At 42.2% G+C, this 13,837-nt stretch carries 21 protein-coding genes and 1 pseudogene; 10 read left to right on the forward strand and 12 right to left on the reverse strand.

Annotated elements, in window-relative coordinates:
- Nucleotides 1-764: 764 nt before the first annotated feature.
- The 4 genes and pseudogenes from J7545_RS00835 to J7545_RS23835 all read right to left on the reverse strand — a co-directional run bounded on the left by J7545_RS00835 (nt 765) and on the right by J7545_RS23835 (nt 1,946).
- On the reverse strand, nt 765-1,106 hold the full coding sequence (locus J7545_RS00835) for a XisI protein (protein WP_318701034.1): 342 nt from the start codon (nt 1,104-1,106) through the stop codon (nt 765-767).
- Nucleotides 1,094-1,510, reverse strand: a complete 417-nt coding sequence (locus J7545_RS00840) for a XisH family protein (RefSeq protein WP_318701033.1) — start codon at nt 1,508-1,510, stop codon at nt 1,094-1,096. Before J7545_RS00840 ends, J7545_RS00835 begins: the two co-directional genes overlap by 13 nt.
- Nucleotides 1,511-1,609: 99 nt before the next feature.
- Nucleotides 1,610-1,870, reverse strand: a pseudogene (locus tag J7545_RS00845) (XisI protein); the annotation flags it as partial.
- On the reverse strand, nt 1,860-1,946 hold the full coding sequence (locus tag J7545_RS23835; protein WP_413038750.1) for an element excision factor XisH family protein: 87 nt from the start codon (nt 1,944-1,946) through the stop codon (nt 1,860-1,862). The pseudogene J7545_RS00845 and the gene J7545_RS23835, both read right to left, overlap by 11 nt.
- Between J7545_RS23835 and J7545_RS00850 the strand changes: the two genes are divergently transcribed.
- The 3 genes from J7545_RS00850 (at nt 1,936) to J7545_RS00860 (ending at nt 2,890) form a co-directional block, all read left to right on the forward strand.
- Complete coding sequence (locus J7545_RS00850; RefSeq protein ID WP_318701030.1) at nt 1,936-2,100, forward strand: hypothetical protein; 165 nt, start codon at nt 1,936-1,938, stop codon at nt 2,098-2,100. The two genes, J7545_RS23835 and J7545_RS00850, sit on opposite strands and share 11 nt — an antisense overlap.
- Before the next feature lie 82 nt (nt 2,101-2,182).
- On the forward strand, nt 2,183-2,479 hold the full coding sequence (locus J7545_RS00855; RefSeq protein ID WP_318701029.1) for a hypothetical protein: 297 nt from the start codon (nt 2,183-2,185) through the stop codon (nt 2,477-2,479).
- Nucleotides 2,480-2,485: 6 nt separating this feature from the next.
- Nucleotides 2,486-2,890, forward strand: coding sequence for a type II toxin-antitoxin system VapC family toxin (locus tag J7545_RS00860; RefSeq protein WP_318701028.1), 405 nt, complete (start codon nt 2,486-2,488; stop codon nt 2,888-2,890).
- A 113-nt stretch (nt 2,891-3,003) separates the two neighbouring features.
- On the opposite strand, the gene J7545_RS00865 is transcribed toward J7545_RS00860, so the two are convergent.
- Nucleotides 3,004-3,348, reverse strand: coding sequence for a XisI protein (locus J7545_RS00865; RefSeq protein WP_318701027.1), 345 nt, complete (start codon nt 3,346-3,348; stop codon nt 3,004-3,006).
- Nucleotides 3,336-3,752, reverse strand: a complete 417-nt coding sequence (locus J7545_RS00870) for a XisH family protein (RefSeq protein WP_318701025.1) — start codon at nt 3,750-3,752, stop codon at nt 3,336-3,338. Before J7545_RS00870 ends, J7545_RS00865 begins: the two co-directional genes overlap by 13 nt.
- 9 nt (nt 3,753-3,761) lie before the next feature.
- Here J7545_RS00870 and J7545_RS00875 point away from each other — a divergent pair, with 9 nt between their 5' ends.
- From J7545_RS00875 to J7545_RS00885, 3 genes are all read left to right on the forward strand, one after another.
- Nucleotides 3,762-3,962 (forward strand): hypothetical protein, encoded by a 201-nt coding sequence (locus J7545_RS00875; RefSeq protein WP_318701024.1) that lies wholly within the window; start codon nt 3,762-3,764, stop codon nt 3,960-3,962.
- A gap of 142 nt (nt 3,963-4,104) precedes the next feature.
- Nucleotides 4,105-4,485, forward strand: coding sequence for a papain fold toxin domain-containing protein (locus J7545_RS00880; protein ID WP_318701023.1), 381 nt, complete (start codon nt 4,105-4,107; stop codon nt 4,483-4,485).
- Between the two features lie 19 nt (nt 4,486-4,504).
- Nucleotides 4,505-4,882: a hypothetical protein gene (locus J7545_RS00885; protein WP_318701022.1), complete on the forward strand. Its 378-nt coding sequence runs from the start codon at nt 4,505-4,507 to the stop codon at nt 4,880-4,882.
- Between the two features lie 158 nt (nt 4,883-5,040).
- Here the strand turns inward: J7545_RS00885 and J7545_RS00890 are convergent, their stop codons facing one another.
- Nucleotides 5,041-5,253, reverse strand: coding sequence for a hypothetical protein (locus J7545_RS00890; protein WP_318718997.1), 213 nt, complete (start codon nt 5,251-5,253; stop codon nt 5,041-5,043).
- Nucleotides 5,254-5,467: 214 nt separating this feature from the next.
- Between J7545_RS00890 and J7545_RS00895 the strand changes: the two genes are divergently transcribed.
- Nucleotides 5,468-5,932 (forward strand): hypothetical protein, encoded by a 465-nt coding sequence (locus J7545_RS00895; protein ID WP_318701019.1) that lies wholly within the window; start codon nt 5,468-5,470, stop codon nt 5,930-5,932.
- Here the strand turns inward: J7545_RS00895 and J7545_RS00900 are convergent.
- From J7545_RS00900 to acnB, 3 genes are all read right to left on the reverse strand, one after another.
- Nucleotides 5,929-6,183 (reverse strand): hypothetical protein, encoded by a 255-nt coding sequence (locus tag J7545_RS00900; RefSeq protein WP_318701018.1) that lies wholly within the window; start codon nt 6,181-6,183, stop codon nt 5,929-5,931. The two genes, J7545_RS00895 and J7545_RS00900, sit on opposite strands and share 4 nt — an antisense overlap.
- On the reverse strand, nt 6,183-6,371 hold the full coding sequence (locus tag J7545_RS00905) for a hypothetical protein (protein ID WP_318701017.1): 189 nt from the start codon (nt 6,369-6,371) through the stop codon (nt 6,183-6,185). Before J7545_RS00905 ends, J7545_RS00900 begins: the two co-directional genes overlap by 1 nt.
- A 61-nt stretch (nt 6,372-6,432) precedes the next feature.
- Nucleotides 6,433-9,024: a bifunctional aconitate hydratase 2/2-methylisocitrate dehydratase gene (acnB, locus tag J7545_RS00910; protein WP_318701016.1), complete on the reverse strand. Its 2,592-nt coding sequence runs from the start codon at nt 9,022-9,024 to the stop codon at nt 6,433-6,435.
- Between the two features lie 233 nt (nt 9,025-9,257).
- Between acnB and J7545_RS00915 the strand changes: the two genes are divergently transcribed.
- Nucleotides 9,258-10,199, forward strand: coding sequence for a hypothetical protein (locus tag J7545_RS00915; protein WP_318701015.1), 942 nt, complete (start codon nt 9,258-9,260; stop codon nt 10,197-10,199).
- Nucleotides 10,200-10,220: 21 nt separating this feature from the next.
- Nucleotides 10,221-11,036 (forward strand): DUF3598 family protein, encoded by an 816-nt coding sequence (locus J7545_RS00920; protein ID WP_318701014.1) that lies wholly within the window; start codon nt 10,221-10,223, stop codon nt 11,034-11,036.
- A 30-nt stretch (nt 11,037-11,066) separates the two neighbouring features.
- Here J7545_RS00920 and J7545_RS00925 read toward each other — a convergent pair whose 3' ends face one another.
- Nucleotides 11,067-11,795, reverse strand: a complete 729-nt coding sequence (locus J7545_RS00925) for an ABC transporter ATP-binding protein (RefSeq protein ID WP_318718998.1) — start codon at nt 11,793-11,795, stop codon at nt 11,067-11,069.
- 18 nt (nt 11,796-11,813) lie between these two features.
- The gene (locus J7545_RS00930) at nt 11,814-12,671 is read right to left on the reverse strand and encodes an Rpn family recombination-promoting nuclease/putative transposase (protein ID WP_318718999.1); all 858 of its coding nucleotides are present in this window, start codon (nt 12,669-12,671) and stop codon (nt 11,814-11,816) included.
- A gap of 143 nt (nt 12,672-12,814) precedes the next feature.
- On the opposite strand from J7545_RS00930, the gene J7545_RS00935 reads away from it, so the two are divergent.
- Complete coding sequence (locus J7545_RS00935) at nt 12,815-13,825, forward strand: GTPase family protein (protein WP_318719000.1); 1,011 nt, start codon at nt 12,815-12,817, stop codon at nt 13,823-13,825.
- The last annotated feature ends 12 nt before the right edge of the window (nt 13,826-13,837 follow it).

Below are 13,837 nucleotides of genomic sequence, written 5' to 3' on the forward strand. Positions count from 1 at the left end.
ATATTATACTGGGTGATTTCTTGAATTACTTTTTGAGGGTACAAGTGGGGTGGGGGCGGGTTTTGAGGGTTGATGGGTGGGTGTTCTAGATTTGGGTATAACCCGCCCCTACGGGGAATTTAATTGATGTTTATGGATGAAGCATTTATGATGTTGAGCATCTATAATTTTAACTTTTAACGATCTTCCCTGTCTCCCTGCCCACCTATTTCTCTATTGTCCCACTCCATAACCAATGAGCTTCACCTCCCTTCTCTATGGTGTATTTTTATTCAGCGTCTGCATCCTCTATTGGTCGAGTCAATCCGGGAAAACTGAGATTTATGGTTAGCCACCCTTGCCTATGGACTCCAACTCTTTTTAGATTTTAGTGGCAACGTTTCTTCGGCTTCTTTATTATTCTTTATACTGTAAGGTGGAGGCGTTTTTAATTTCGCTCCTAATTGATATCTTAAAAATGAGCATTATAGCGTGAAAAATGGTTTTCCCATTACCCATTACCTATTACCCTTCTGCCGCGCGAAGCGCTATAAATATCTTTTTCTGGCATCTTGGGCTTATGTCGGCTTATGTCTGAGTAGGTGATAGTGCTATTATATAGCGCTTTGCGCTAGGGAATAGGTAATAGGGAATAGGGAATAGGGTTGTGGTATATGGCTTTAAGGATTCAATACTGTCCCTCATAGCAGCGCAAAGCGCTGTATCAAAGGCGATCGCCCCCAAACCCCCCTCTCCATTCTCCTTATCCCAGGGAGTATCAGGGTTTAGGCGATCGCAAAGTCCATAAACTTCCGAGTTTCCGGAGAATGAAACGCTAGCACAATGTCTTCTTTCGGTACTCCTTCTCTCAATAACTCAGTCGCAATACCTTCCTCCGTCCAGTCTTCTTCGATATAGATTTTCTCATTTTTGATTCTCACATAGACAGAAACAGCTTTAATTCTTCTGCTATTTTTCCAGCCAATATTAAACCAGAGATATTGACTTCTGTCATCGTCAAACATTAACACTTCATCGATATCTGGATCGGGGACTTGTGCAGAAATGCGATCGTACTCAGTTAAAATGTTTTTGATCAGGGTTTGATAGTGGATTAGTTTGTCCATTTAGTAATCTCCTCTTGATTCAGATCTACAACTAATAATGAGACTTTATAGGTTTGGATAATCAGTTGAATTGCTAATTGCTCAAAAAACTTTTGATAAATATCTTTTCCAATTGCTAAGTAAATTTCACAGTCAGGTTGGTTAATGGAAAGGAAAGTTTTGTCAATTAGGTATTGACCTAGTGCTCTCTCTAATTCCCGCATAGGAGAGCGACTGAGAAAACTTTTTATTTCAATTACAATTTGTCGTTCTTGTCTAGTTGCAGCAATTGTTTTTTGACTCGCGAGATCGGCAACTAATTTAACTTCTTCGTATTTAATGGGATAAGGATCGGCAGTAATTGTCCAACCCTCCTTGATTAAGGCATTTTTTACGGCATCATGGTAAGTATCTTTGGCTGGCATTTTCCTCTTATGTGTGAGTTGAGGATACTGGTATTATAACAAAATAGATCGCCCCCACACTCCCCTCTCCATTCTCCCTATCCCAGGGAGTATCAGGGTTTAGGCGATCGCAAACTCTGTAAACTTCCGAGTTTCAGGGGAATGAAACGCTAGTACAATGTCTTCTTTTGGCACTCCCTCACTCAATAGCTCAGTCGCAATACCTTCCTCTGTCCAATCTTCTTCGATATGAATTTTCTCATTTTTAATCCGAATGTGAACATGAATGTTATTAATTCTTTTTTCATTCACCCAATCTATAGACATCCATAGGTAATGGTCTCGATTTTCATCAAATATTAAACAAGTTTCATATTTCTTTTTCGGCAACGATCGTCCAACCTTCCTTAATTAAAGCATTTTTGACGGCATTGTGGTAAGTGTCTTTGGCTGCCATTTTCCTCCTATGTTTGAGTGAGGATACAGGTATTATAGCAAAGGCGATCGCCCTCTCCCCACTCCACCTCATCAGGCGATCGCCCCCAAACTACCCTCCCCACTATCCCTATCCCAGTGAGTACCAGGGTTTAGGCGATCGCTTTCCTCCGTAAACTTTCCAGTTTCTGGCTCGTGAAACGCTATTTTAGGTTATGATGAGATTATCTTAATCCAGACTGCATGGAGGTCAGTATCATGTTATCCACGGAGCTGAGACAAGAATCGATAGTTAAAAGAATTGAGGATATTGTTTCTATTTTGATGCAAGAAGATCCTTTATTCAAAGAGGATCTGGATTCTTCAGAAATGGTCAAACTATTAGTTAAGTTGTTTGAAGACAATTTGAATTTTGATGATTTTAATGGTATGTCTGACGAAGAATTAAAAGAACATTCTAGTGGCATATTAGCCATAGAACTCTTGTCGAAGATTGGACAAGATTTTACTCCAGCGCAAATGGCAGCTTTTGAGGATGCGATTAAAAGAAAATAGCTTATTATGGATTACTTTTTAGATACTAATATTGTTTCTTTAGCTATCAAAAATAATAGTTCAGTTAATCAAAAATTTAGGGAGATAAAAGCTCAAAGAAAAACAATTTTTATAAGTTGTATCACTTATTTTGAGGTTAGGAGAGGTTTTCTAGCAGTTGATGCTCCTAAACAAAGGAAGAGGTTTGAGGATTTTTGTCAAAAGTATCCGATTATTCTCTTAGATGATTTAGCTATACTGGAAAAGGCGGCTGAAATTCATGCTAATTTGAGATTAAGAGGTTTACCGATACAAACTGAAGATGTTTTAATTGCAGCGAGTGCAATGGTTAAGAATTTGATTCTGGTTTCTAATGATACGGATTTAGCCAGAGTTGAAGGTTTAAGTTTAGAGAATTGGTCAGAATTATAAGAATTTAATTGAGCTGAACCAAAAAGGCGATCGCCCTCTCCCCACTCCACCCCATCAGGCGATCGCCCCCACACCTCCCTCCCCATTATCCCTATCTCAGCAAGCGCCAGGGTTTAGGCGATCGCAAACTCCGTAAACTTCCGCTTTTCTGGAGAATAAAACGCCAGTACAATGTCTTCTTTCGGTACTCCTTCTCTCAATAACTCAGTCGCAATACCTTCCTCTGTCCAGTCTTCTTCGATATAGATTTTCTCGTTTTTGATTCTTACATAAACTGAAATCGCTCTAACTCGCTTTCTGGAAGTCCAACCAATATCAAGCCAAAGGTATTGATCTCGTTCTTCATCAAAGGATAATATTGTATCGATTCCATCTAAGTTAGGAGTCTGACTAGTAATTCGATCGTATTCTGTCAATATTTTTTTCACTAGAGAGCGATAGTTTTCTAATTGATCCATTGGACAATCTCCTCATGAGTAAGATCGATGACAATCAACCATATTTGATACTGTTGAATGACTAACTCAATGCCTTTTTTCTGAAAGAATGTTTCATAAATATCTTTGTCAATAGCTAGGTAGAGACAGTAAGTGGGATGAATTTGAGATAATAGAGTTCGATATAAAATGTATTGTCCTAAAGCACATTGAAATTCATGAACCGCAGAAGGATTGATGAAACTTTTCATCTCGACTACAATATTGCTATCTTCTTTCTGCGCGGAAAATAGCTTTTTCCCTGCTACATCAGCAAATAAGGTCATTCCTTCGTATCTGATTGTATAGGGATCGCGAACAATTTCCCAACCATCTTTAATCAAAGCCTTTTTGAAAACTTTATGGTAAGTGTCTTTAGCTGGCATTGTCCTCCTATGTGTGAATTGAGGATACTGAATATTATATCAAAGGCGATCGCCCTCTCCCCACTCCACCCCATCAGGCGATCGCCCCTCCAAACCGAGCGATCGCCCTCTCCCCACTCCATCCCATCAAGCGATCGCCTCCCCAGAACCAGCGATCGCCCTCTCCCTACTCTACCCTATCAGGCGATCGCCAACTCCGTAAACTTGTGAGTTTCAGGCACATGAAGCCCTGTTTTAGGTTATGATCGGATTATCTTAATCCAGACTGCATGAAGGTAAGTATCATGTTATCAACTGATCTGAGACAAGAATCGATAGTTAAGAAGATTGAGGATAATGAAGATATATTTTCATGCAATATTTAACAGCAAAACAAAGACAAGATTTAGCGAAAATAGCTAATAGTTATCCTAATTTACAATGTATTCAATGTGCTTCATCTATCAAAAATTATTTACTACTGGCAGGGATTAAAGGCAAATTAATTAAAATCAATACTCAAGCAGATTTAGATTATCGTAATTGTTTTCTCTATGATGATAGTATTGGAGGTGATGCCATTTCGGAAACAGGATACCATGAAGGTGTTATTGTTATAATAGATGGTGTTGAAATTGTATTTGACAATCATCATATTCAAGGAATATCTAAAGGAAAATGGTTGGCTAATTTTCAATTTTTTGGTAAAATTCATTTAGGACAAGAATTAGTAATTATTGAGGAAAATTTTTAATCACAATTAGGAGTAAATTATGTCATATTTAACCACAAATAACGGCAATAAGAATAGTCAGAAATATCTCTATGATTTATTAGCACGAATTAAACAACGTCCGGGAATGTATCTAGGGAAAGTTTCTTTAACCCGTTTAAAAATGTTGTTAATGGGTTACAGTATGTCAAGGGGGGAATTGGGTTTACAATTAACACAAGAAGAAAAACAATTTGCTCAGTTTCAACAATGGATACAAAGGAAATATCAAATTAATTCTTCTGAAGGTTGGGAAAGCATTATTTTGTCTCAAGTAGAAGATGAAAAGTTAGCTTTTGATTTATTTTTTCAGTTGTTTGAACAATTTAATCTTGAATGCTTACAGTTAGATAAAATTACTGTAAATGGAGGTAAATAATATTTTAACAAATGTAAGGGAATGGCATCATTGATGTACGATACCAATAAATAACATAAAAAATGTCATGCCCCTACAAAAATTAATTATCTGGTGGGCAATGTAGATCATTTGTTAATGAGAATCAAAGATTAAAAAGCATTACCCAGTTTATGTAACTACCTGCCGAAAAATGCTGATACTAATGCTCCAAAACCAGAAATTCCGGTTGCGTATGCGGCATTAATTGCAGCAGTACTACCTCCAGTGAGATATGCAGTGACGACAGTACCCATTGGAGCAAGTCCAACAGATACACCTTTTGCAGCACAAGCTGCTTTTAAACCTGCCAAGATGGCAACTGAAGTAGCTGCGGTTATGGGTTCTGCCATTTTTTTACCTGTGTCTATAAATTTACTATTTGACTTCGATTATGCCAAAGATTTCACAGCACGACTACTTTAAAAACCCGTTATTTCCCTATATTTCCTGACTTCTTTTGTCAACAAAAATTACAGCAAAACCGTCAAAAACCGTTATTTCCTTATTTTTTCTGAATTTAAAACTATGCTATAATCGCTGAAACCATTAGTGAATCTAACTTTTATGTCTGTTACAGAAATTTTACAATTGATGGATCAGTTAGTATCTAAGCACACAGGAAACTCTCTTGATGACTTACAAAGAAGGGCTATTTTAGGGATTTTGCAGCATCAAACCTACTCTGATATTGCCGAAAGTATAAATTATAATGAGGAATATATAGGTAAAATTAGTAGAGAATTATATAGTATTATATCTCAAGAATTAAAAGAGTTGGGTCAAGAAGTTGATGTTAAAAAATCTAATTTTGCTACATCAATAAAAAAATTAATTAATTTAGGCAATCATTATCTGTTGCAAAACATTAATTATATTCACGGTAATTTATATGTTAACAATACACAAAATCAGCCTCAAGATAGTAATAATACACAAAATAAGGTTAAATTAGCTTATCGCGATTTAACCTTGGCACCTAAAGTAATCAAATTTTCTAGAAGTTCAGGTAACGGTACAACTCAGCCTTAATTTTCATCATCAGTTAAAGATTCTAACTCATCAGAAATTAAATTTTGCCAATCCTCATCACAGTGAGAATGTAAATGAATTGAGGCTACTAATAACTCTGATAAAATTTGACCTTTTTGGCGATCGCTTAACTCAGAAAGTTGTAATTGATTAATCAAAGAAAGAACATTTTGACATTCTTCCTGTAATTCTATAATCAATTGATTTAAAGTGGAATTTTGAGTGCTAATTTTTTTAGTAATTAATTGCATTAGTTTTTCCCTAACCTTTTTAATGCTTGTTGAATACCTTTTTCAAAGGCTTTAATTTCCTTTTGCCAATGGTTAATCAATCCTTGATCTGGAAACTCCTTATTTAATTCTAATCTGATTTTTTCTTGATGTTCAGCAATCCGAGCCTCCAAAGATAATATTGCTTTTTTAAAATGACTTTTTCCCATAAATTATAATCTTGATCGATCAAGGTGAGTCAATAAAAGACCCACCTCAATAATTTTACTACTATACTACAGCCTCCTCTAACTTCGGCATCTGCTCCACAGGAATCACACGACCGAAATCCTCGAAACCTTCAATCTCATTGAAGTTCAGGTAACGGTACAAGTCAGCCTTGAATGGATCGACTTTCTGGGCGACAATATCTAAATACTCCTCAACAGTGGGGATTTTACCGAGAAGAGCGCAGACTGCTGCCAACTCTGCCGAGCCTAAATACACCCTCGCACCTTTACCCATACGGTTGTTAAAATTACGGGTAGAAGTCGAGAAAACCGTGGCATTATCTTCTACGCGGGCTTGATTTCCCATGCACAAAGAACATCCCGGCATCTCCGTTCTTGCACCGGAAGCGGCAAAAATACCGTACATTCCTTCATCCCGTAACTGTTGTTCATCCATGCGGGTTGGGGGACAGATCCACAGGCGACCTTTTACCGTTCCTGCACCTTCCAAAATTTTCGCGGCAGCCCGATAATGGCCGATATTGGTCATACAAGAACCGATGAATACCTCATCAATGGTATCCCCGGAACATTCGCTCATTAACTTGACATTATCCGGGTCATTGGGAGCCGCAACAATCGGTTGTTTGATCTCGCTTAAATTCACCTCGATGCGATCGGTATATTCGGCATCTTCATCGGCTGACATTAACTCCGGGTTTGCCAACCATTGCTCCATTTTGGCAATGCGACGAGTGAGAGTAACGGCATCCTCATAGCCCCTAGCGATCATGTTTTTCATCAGCACAATATTAGAGCGCAGATATTCCGCCACCGTTTCTGTACTGAGCTTAATCGTAGAGCCAGCGCAAGAACGCTCTGCCGTAGCATCCGTTAGCTCAAACGCCTGCTCCAACTTCAAGTCTGGTAAGCCCTCCATCTCCATAATGCGCCCATTAAACACATTGATCTTGTTCTCTTTGGCAACAGTCAGCTTACCCTGTTGCATCGCTACCCAGGGAATGGCATTGACGATATCGCGCAGGGTAACCCCCGGTTGCAACTCTCCCGTAAACTTGACTAACACCGACTCTGGCATATCCAAGGGCATTACCCCCAGGGCTGCCGCAAACGCCACCAACCCGGAACCGGCGGGGAAAGAAATCCCCAGAGGGAACCGGGTGTGGGAGTCGCCCCCCGTGCCTACGGTGTCCGGTAAGAGCATCCGGTTCAGCCAGGAATGGATGATGCCATCTCCCGGACGCAGAGCAACCCCGGCACGGGTGGAGAAGAAGTCGGGTAAGTCCTTGTGGGTTTTGATGTCTACGGGTTTGGGATAGGCAGCCGTATGACAGAAGGTTTGCAAGGTTAAATCGGCGTTGAATCCCAAACAGGCGAGTTCTTTCAGCTCATCCCTGGTCATCGGTCCCGTGGTATCCTGAGAGCCAACTGTCGTCATGATCGGTTCGCAGGAGGTTCCCGGACGCACGCCCGGCAGTCCGCAGGCTTTCCCGACCATTTTCTGTGCCAGGGTGAAGCCTTTCCCGGTATCGGTGGGCACACTGGGACGAGTAAACAGGGGGCTGGTTTCGTAACCCAGGGCTTCACGGGTTTTGTCGGTTAAACTGCGTCCGATGAGCAGGGGAATACGTCCACCTGCGCGCACTTCATCAAGGATGGTTTCGGGTTTCAGAGAAAATGTGGAAATGACTTCTCCGGCTGGGTTGGTAATTTCTCCTTTATAGGGATAGATGGTGATGATATCGCCAGTGTTCAGTTGGCTGACATCGCATTCGATGGGCAGTGCGCCAGAGTCTTCAGCAGTATTGAAGAAGATAGGAGCAATTTTACCACCGAGGATGTATCCTCCAGCACGCTTGTTGGGCACAAAGGGAATATCGTCGCCAATGTGCCAGAGAACGGAGTTAATGGCAGACTTGCGGGAGGAACCGGTTCCTACAACATCCCCCACATAGGCGACGGGATGGCCGTTTTCTTTCAGTTTGGCAATGGTTTGCAACCCTTCCGGCATCCGCGACTCTAGCATGGCGAGGGCATGGAGGGGGATGTCTGGGCGGGTGGTGGCGTGGGGTGCGGGGGAGAGATCGTCGGTGTTGGTTTCGCCGGGCACTTTGAAGACGGTGACAGTAATGGCTTCGGGGAGTTTGGGACGGCGAATAAACCAGACGGCATTTGCCCAAGCGTCGATGACTTGTTTGGCGTAGGGGTTGACTTCTGAGAGTTCTAGGACTTCGTTAAAGGCATCGAAGACGAGGGTGCTTTTGCTTAGAGCCGCCGCCGCTTCACTGGCCATGCCGTTATCATTGCTTTTGAGGATATCAACCAGGCTCTGCACATTATATCCGCCCACCATGGTTCCTAGCAGGTCGATCGCCCCCTGATGGGAAATCAACGGACACTCAATCTCGCCCTTGGCAACAGCCGTGAGAAATCCCGCTTTCACGTAAGCTGCCTCATCTACTCCAGGCGGAGTGCGATCGCGCAATAACATCAGTAGCTCTTCTTTGAGTTCCTCGGGCGGCTGTTTCAACATCTCGCACAGCTCAAAGGTTTGAGCGGCATCCAAAGGTAGGGGAGGGATACCGAGGGCTGCCCTCTCTTGGGCACGTTGACGATAGTCATCTAGAAACATATAGGTCGCTCTCCTGATTCGTTTCTCTAATTATGAAGGAGTTTCCCAGTGTAGCGTCTCCTGGACTTTGGAAAACGTATCCTCCGATCCTAAAGGCTTTAAGCTGTAATCCACAGAAGAGAGAGTCGCTCTCTAATACGACTTAGAGCTAAATCGTACATAATCGGTGATTGTGGCACAATAAGAGAGTCAAGCCGCCCTTCTAGGGTGGGGTTTCAAACCCAATGTTCCCGATGAGCTTTTTATCCAAAATTTGGGGAATAGTGGTCTCGTCAGCAATGGGTCGCATTATTGCCCTTAGCCTATTGTATGGACTCACTCCACAGGCAATAACTCGCGCCCAAACTGCAATATTTGACCCGACTCCCCAAGTTACTATTATTGACAATGGCCGTAACTATAGCTTTGAAGCCGGGCAAGGCATCTATCGCGTGCGTTATAACTACACCGGTCAAAACTGGACTCATGCCGATGTTGCTCCCATTCGCATCAACACTAACCGTCCGATCGCCATTTTACCTATTCAGTACACCAGGAACTCCATGCAACCGGGAGCTAAAGTTGATGACTACCATGTAGGACTCTATTGGAATACGGTTACGGCTAATCAACTCTATCAACGCTTAAATGCCCTCGGATTTTATGTCTTGGTTCCCACTATTCAAATGTATGGCGAAAATCTCGACGGGTTTCAAGCCTTAGAACATTTTATTGCGGGTGTACATAAAGGGAATCGCAATGTACAGACTATGGTTTTAACCGCCGATGCCCATGTTGTCAGTGAAGCCAATCCCTTTCCAGGGGCACAAATGCTCGTTACGGGGTTGCATCAGCGCGATCGCCTATGGGAAAATCGGATTCAAGCTAAACTGCAACCCTTCTATCAACAGCAGGGTTTACGCAACATCGGACCCAGAGTTCGCGGTGGAAAAAGCGATCGCGAAGGTCACTCCCTCGCTTGGCATCCCTTAATTGAACGCGCAGCCGAATATAATCCCCATGTCGCTATTCTAGAAGTTGCCCAAGCCAGGGAAATTATTGCTAAAGCGAGATCCTGGGAAGCCGCTACCCAATGGGCGACTCCCGTATTTGACGCAGTAGCCGTAGCTATGGCAGAACAGGCTTGTGTAAACGGCGCAGTACTCCCACAAGTTTGTGAAGATACAACAAATTAACCATTCCCTATTCCCTAAATTATGCGATCGCAGTGGCAAAACCTCCTAGAAAACCTCGGTATTTGGGACGGTTCTTTTACCCAACTCTCCCCCCTAGGCATCGTAGAAAAAGATACCCCCACCGTCGTTACTTTTGAAGGTAGAGATAACAACCAAACTGTTTATCAGACCGTACAACGTTTTCCCCCAGGAGAAACCCCGCCCCCAATTCTAGAACTTGAATACAAATCTCTCCATCGCAACCTTCTCTTCTTTGACAATGGGCACTTTTCCCAAGGCAGCGCCCACTATAACCCAGTAGGTACTTTTGGGGGTGAATTTGGCTTCATTCACGAACAGCGCCGTTTACGATTTGTTATCCTTTATCAAAAAGGCTACCTGGATCGAATTACCCTAATTCGGGAAAAACTCCGAGACACAACCGTTCCCGAACGTCCCCTTTTAACGATCGATCAACTCTTAGGAACTTGGGAAGGAGAAGCGATCGCTCTCTATCCTGACTTACGTCCCCCAAACTATACTCGAAGTACCCTATCTATTTCACGAGAGGGTAATCAAATTACTCAAACGCTCAAGAGCGGCGATATTTCCCTGAACTCAACCACCACCTTAGACGGTTCAAGACTAGAATTTACTGGAGGATCTCAACCGGTACAAGTCCTCTTACTCCCCGATGGCGGTTCAACAACCACCCCAATTAAGGTGGAATCTGGAAAACCCTTCTTTTTAGAGGTGGGATGGTTAATTTCTCCTACTGAGCGCCTACGGTTAATTCGCAGTTACGATGCTCAGGGGGCATGGCAGCGTTTAAGTTTGGTGAGGGAAAGGAAAACGTGAGTGGGGAATGGGGAATGGGCAAGCGCTGTATTATTGGAGTCGGTAGGGAACCTCTAAACCATGGTCAATCATGGTTTGCGTGTTTCCCATAACTTCTACAGTCGGCCCATCTGCAATGATGTTACCCGAGTCGAGGAGGAGCGTGCGAGAGGTGACTTCTAGGATTAAATCGAGGTCATGGGAGGAAATGAGGAGGGTTTCTCGGGACGCTTGGAGGAAGTTGATTAACCGTCGCCGCGATCGCAAATCGAGATTAGCACTGGGTTCATCATAAATGATCGCTTGGGGATGCATGGATAATACAGAGGCAATCGCCACCATACGCTTTTGCCCCCCTGATAGATGATGGGGAGGGCGATCGGCTAATTCGGTCACTCCAGTTAAGCTCAAGGCTTCTTCAGTACAGGCTTTCACGCGATCGGGAGACAGACCCATATTTTCTGGACCAAAGGCCACATCATCCCAGACAGAAGCCGAAAAGAGCTGATCGTTGGGATTTTGAAAGACTAAACCAATTTCTGGCCGAAACTGTCCCACCTCAACAGGTTTATCCCAGAGTTGAATCTCTCCGCTCGTTGGGGATAAGACTCCACACAAACAAAAAAATAGCGTAGTTTTTCCGGCTCCATTGGGGCCAATTAACCCTACCCGTTCCCCTTCTCGAATGGTGAAATTGAGGTTTTGCAGGACTGTAGGTTGGTCAGGATAAGAAAAATTCAGATTAGAAACGGCGATCGCCAGCGCTTCATCAACACTCATCCGTTCTACTTCCTCAACTTAAGATTGGCGCTCTGCCAACCAAGACATTAAATCCTCAACTGCCGTAAAATCAAGCAGCGCTTCCCCTAAATCTTCCAACACTTCCACAGACAAAGACTGAATCTGCGCTTGCAATTCTGGAGAGAGTTCCCCCACTCGTCGTGTCAAGAGACGAGTAACTAAAGAAATTTCCCGTTGTAAACCTCGCTGAATTCCTCGCTGAATTCCTTCTAGCAAACCTTCTTCGTGAATTTCCTGATAAATCACTGACTCGCGCATCATCTCTTTCCTCAATAGTTGTCTGATTAACTTTTTCTCAAATCTCAAACCTGCCAGCACTTGACTACAAGTTAGGACATCTGCTTGTTGTTTGCTCTCCTCAATTGTAGCAACACGATTAGCCACTTGCTGTAGCAACTGGCGCGGTTCGCTGGTTTTCGATAAGGTGGCCAAGGGCAATAAACCGGGAGACGATAGAAGTAAATTGGGGTCTTGTTCCCAGAGTCGAATTACCTGATAAGGATGTTGGGTTTCTCCATCTTGGTACTTGGAGCCTAAAACTTGTTCGGAAACCATTTCTCGTAAGAAAATTACCACTTGATGCACGGAGCCACCATATTGCCGTTTGAGTCTCACATAGTAGTCGAGCATCCTAAACGGTAGGGGAGGTTTGGAGTAGGGACGGGTTTCAAACTCGATGTGCAGAATTTGATTACCCGCTTTTAAGAAGGTTACAGAATCAGCACGAATGGGTTCTTGTATCAGTTCAGTTTTGAGGACTTCAATGGGGGTGGGTTGCGCTAGGGGAAGCAACCATTGGATAAAGGACTCTGGGAATTTTTCAGCGAGGTATTTGCAAGCGTTGTCGTAGGCCAAGGGAGTTAAACAATAGCATCTTAACTTAAGTTTACAAGATTTTCGCAAAATAAATCACTTTTTGCTACTTTTTAATCCTTTTTATCACTGACACTGTGGCCTTCAGTTGGTAAACTGACCTATGGTCAAATCATCTAAGACAAATGGAAGATGTTAGTTTAACTCCAGATCAGATTAAACTGGTTCAAGAGGAACTGAAAAAGCGAATCGATAATCGCCAGTTTCGGGTTTCGATTGTGGGTCAAACTGGAGTTGGCAAGTCCTCTCTACTCAATGCGTTATTTGGTACTAATCTGAAGACCGATCCAGTGAAGCCCTGCACGAAAGAGATAGAAGAGATACCCGTCCAAATTAAGGAAGGAGGTACACTGTATTTTTACGATCTTCCGGGAATCGGAGAGTCAGAGGAAGCAGATGAAGGCTATTTAAAACAGTATAGAGAACACTTGCAATCTTCTGATGTTATCCTATGGGCAATTCATGCTGACAATCGCTCTGTGGTTTTTGATCAACAGTCATTGAAAAAGATCATGGAGGGGTATACTCTAGAACAGAAGGCTGTCTTAATGAGTAAACTGACCTTCATTTTGACCAAAGCGGATGTTCTGCATCCTCCTTCGTGGATCGCTGCAAAAATCGGTAATTTTGTCAAGTTTTTACCTCCTCCACAAACAAAAGAAACACTGGAACAAAAATCTTTATTTTATCAAAAGACTTTTATTGAGCCTTATGGAAACTTAATTGTATCAAAAACATATAATGATTGTGACTTTGATATTCCAGAAGAAAATTTTGAATGCGACAAAATCTCAAGACTGATTTACTATAAAGGTTATATGAATGATGAAAAACTAAGTACATATCAAAAAAAATATTCTCAATACCAAGATCTATTCGATCGTTTGTATGATAATTACAGAGTCATTCCATGTTCAGCAATCTTGAGGTATAATCTCAACAAATTGATGTTGGTTATCCTAAACAAGCTTGGAGACGAAGCAACCCTTCAATTTCGCCATATTGTTTCTGGTGATGCTCTAGATCGAGTTCCTTTTGAAAAAACTGAAAATCTTTGCAATTTATTAGTATATGACCCAGGAAATAAAAAGACCCTTTTTGAATTTCGTCGTTGGTTGAATACTCAAAAATATTGAAGTTATGGATAC

It is taken from the genome of Roseofilum sp. SBFL, from assembly GCF_017746885.1.
Lineage (GTDB): Bacteria > Cyanobacteriota > Cyanobacteriia > Cyanobacteriales > Desertifilaceae > Roseofilum.

Coding starts and splice junctions, on each gene's coding strand:
- J7545_RS00835 (WP_318701034.1), bottom strand. CDS start 1,106: ATGGACAAACTAATCCACTATCAAACCCTGATCAAAAACATTTTAACT.
- J7545_RS00840 (WP_318701033.1), bottom strand. CDS start 1,510: ATGCCAGCCAAAGATACTTACCATGATGCCGTAAAAAATGCCTTAATC.
- J7545_RS23835 (WP_413038750.1), bottom strand. CDS start 1,946: ATGGCAGCCAAAGACACTTACCACAATGCCGTCAAAAATGCTTTAATT.
- J7545_RS00855 (WP_318701029.1), top strand. CDS start 2,183: ATGTTATCCACGGAGCTGAGACAAGAATCGATAGTTAAAAGAATTGAG.
- J7545_RS00860 (WP_318701028.1), top strand. CDS start 2,486: ATGGATTACTTTTTAGATACTAATATTGTTTCTTTAGCTATCAAAAAT.
- J7545_RS00865 (WP_318701027.1), bottom strand. CDS start 3,348: ATGGATCAATTAGAAAACTATCGCTCTCTAGTGAAAAAAATATTGACA.
- J7545_RS00870 (WP_318701025.1), bottom strand. CDS start 3,752: ATGCCAGCTAAAGACACTTACCATAAAGTTTTCAAAAAGGCTTTGATT.
- J7545_RS00875 (WP_318701024.1), top strand. CDS start 3,762: ATGTGTGAATTGAGGATACTGAATATTATATCAAAGGCGATCGCCCTC.
- J7545_RS00880 (WP_318701023.1), top strand. CDS start 4,105: ATGCAATATTTAACAGCAAAACAAAGACAAGATTTAGCGAAAATAGCT.
- J7545_RS00885 (WP_318701022.1), top strand. CDS start 4,505: ATGTCATATTTAACCACAAATAACGGCAATAAGAATAGTCAGAAATAT.
- J7545_RS00890 (WP_318718997.1), bottom strand. CDS start 5,253: ATGGCAGAACCCATAACCGCAGCTACTTCAGTTGCCATCTTGGCAGGT.
- J7545_RS00895 (WP_318701019.1), top strand. CDS start 5,468: ATGTCTGTTACAGAAATTTTACAATTGATGGATCAGTTAGTATCTAAG.
- J7545_RS00900 (WP_318701018.1), bottom strand. CDS start 6,183: ATGCAATTAATTACTAAAAAAATTAGCACTCAAAATTCCACTTTAAAT.
- J7545_RS00905 (WP_318701017.1), bottom strand. CDS start 6,371: ATGGGAAAAAGTCATTTTAAAAAAGCAATATTATCTTTGGAGGCTCGG.
- acnB (WP_318701016.1), bottom strand. CDS start 9,024: ATGTTTCTAGATGACTATCGTCAACGTGCCCAAGAGAGGGCAGCCCTC.
- J7545_RS00915 (WP_318701015.1), top strand. CDS start 9,258: ATGAGCTTTTTATCCAAAATTTGGGGAATAGTGGTCTCGTCAGCAATG.
- J7545_RS00920 (WP_318701014.1), top strand. CDS start 10,221: ATGCGATCGCAGTGGCAAAACCTCCTAGAAAACCTCGGTATTTGGGAC.
- J7545_RS00925 (WP_318718998.1), bottom strand. CDS start 11,795: ATGAGTGTTGATGAAGCGCTGGCGATCGCCGTTTCTAATCTGAATTTT.
- J7545_RS00935 (WP_318719000.1), top strand. CDS start 12,815: ATGGAAGATGTTAGTTTAACTCCAGATCAGATTAAACTGGTTCAAGAG.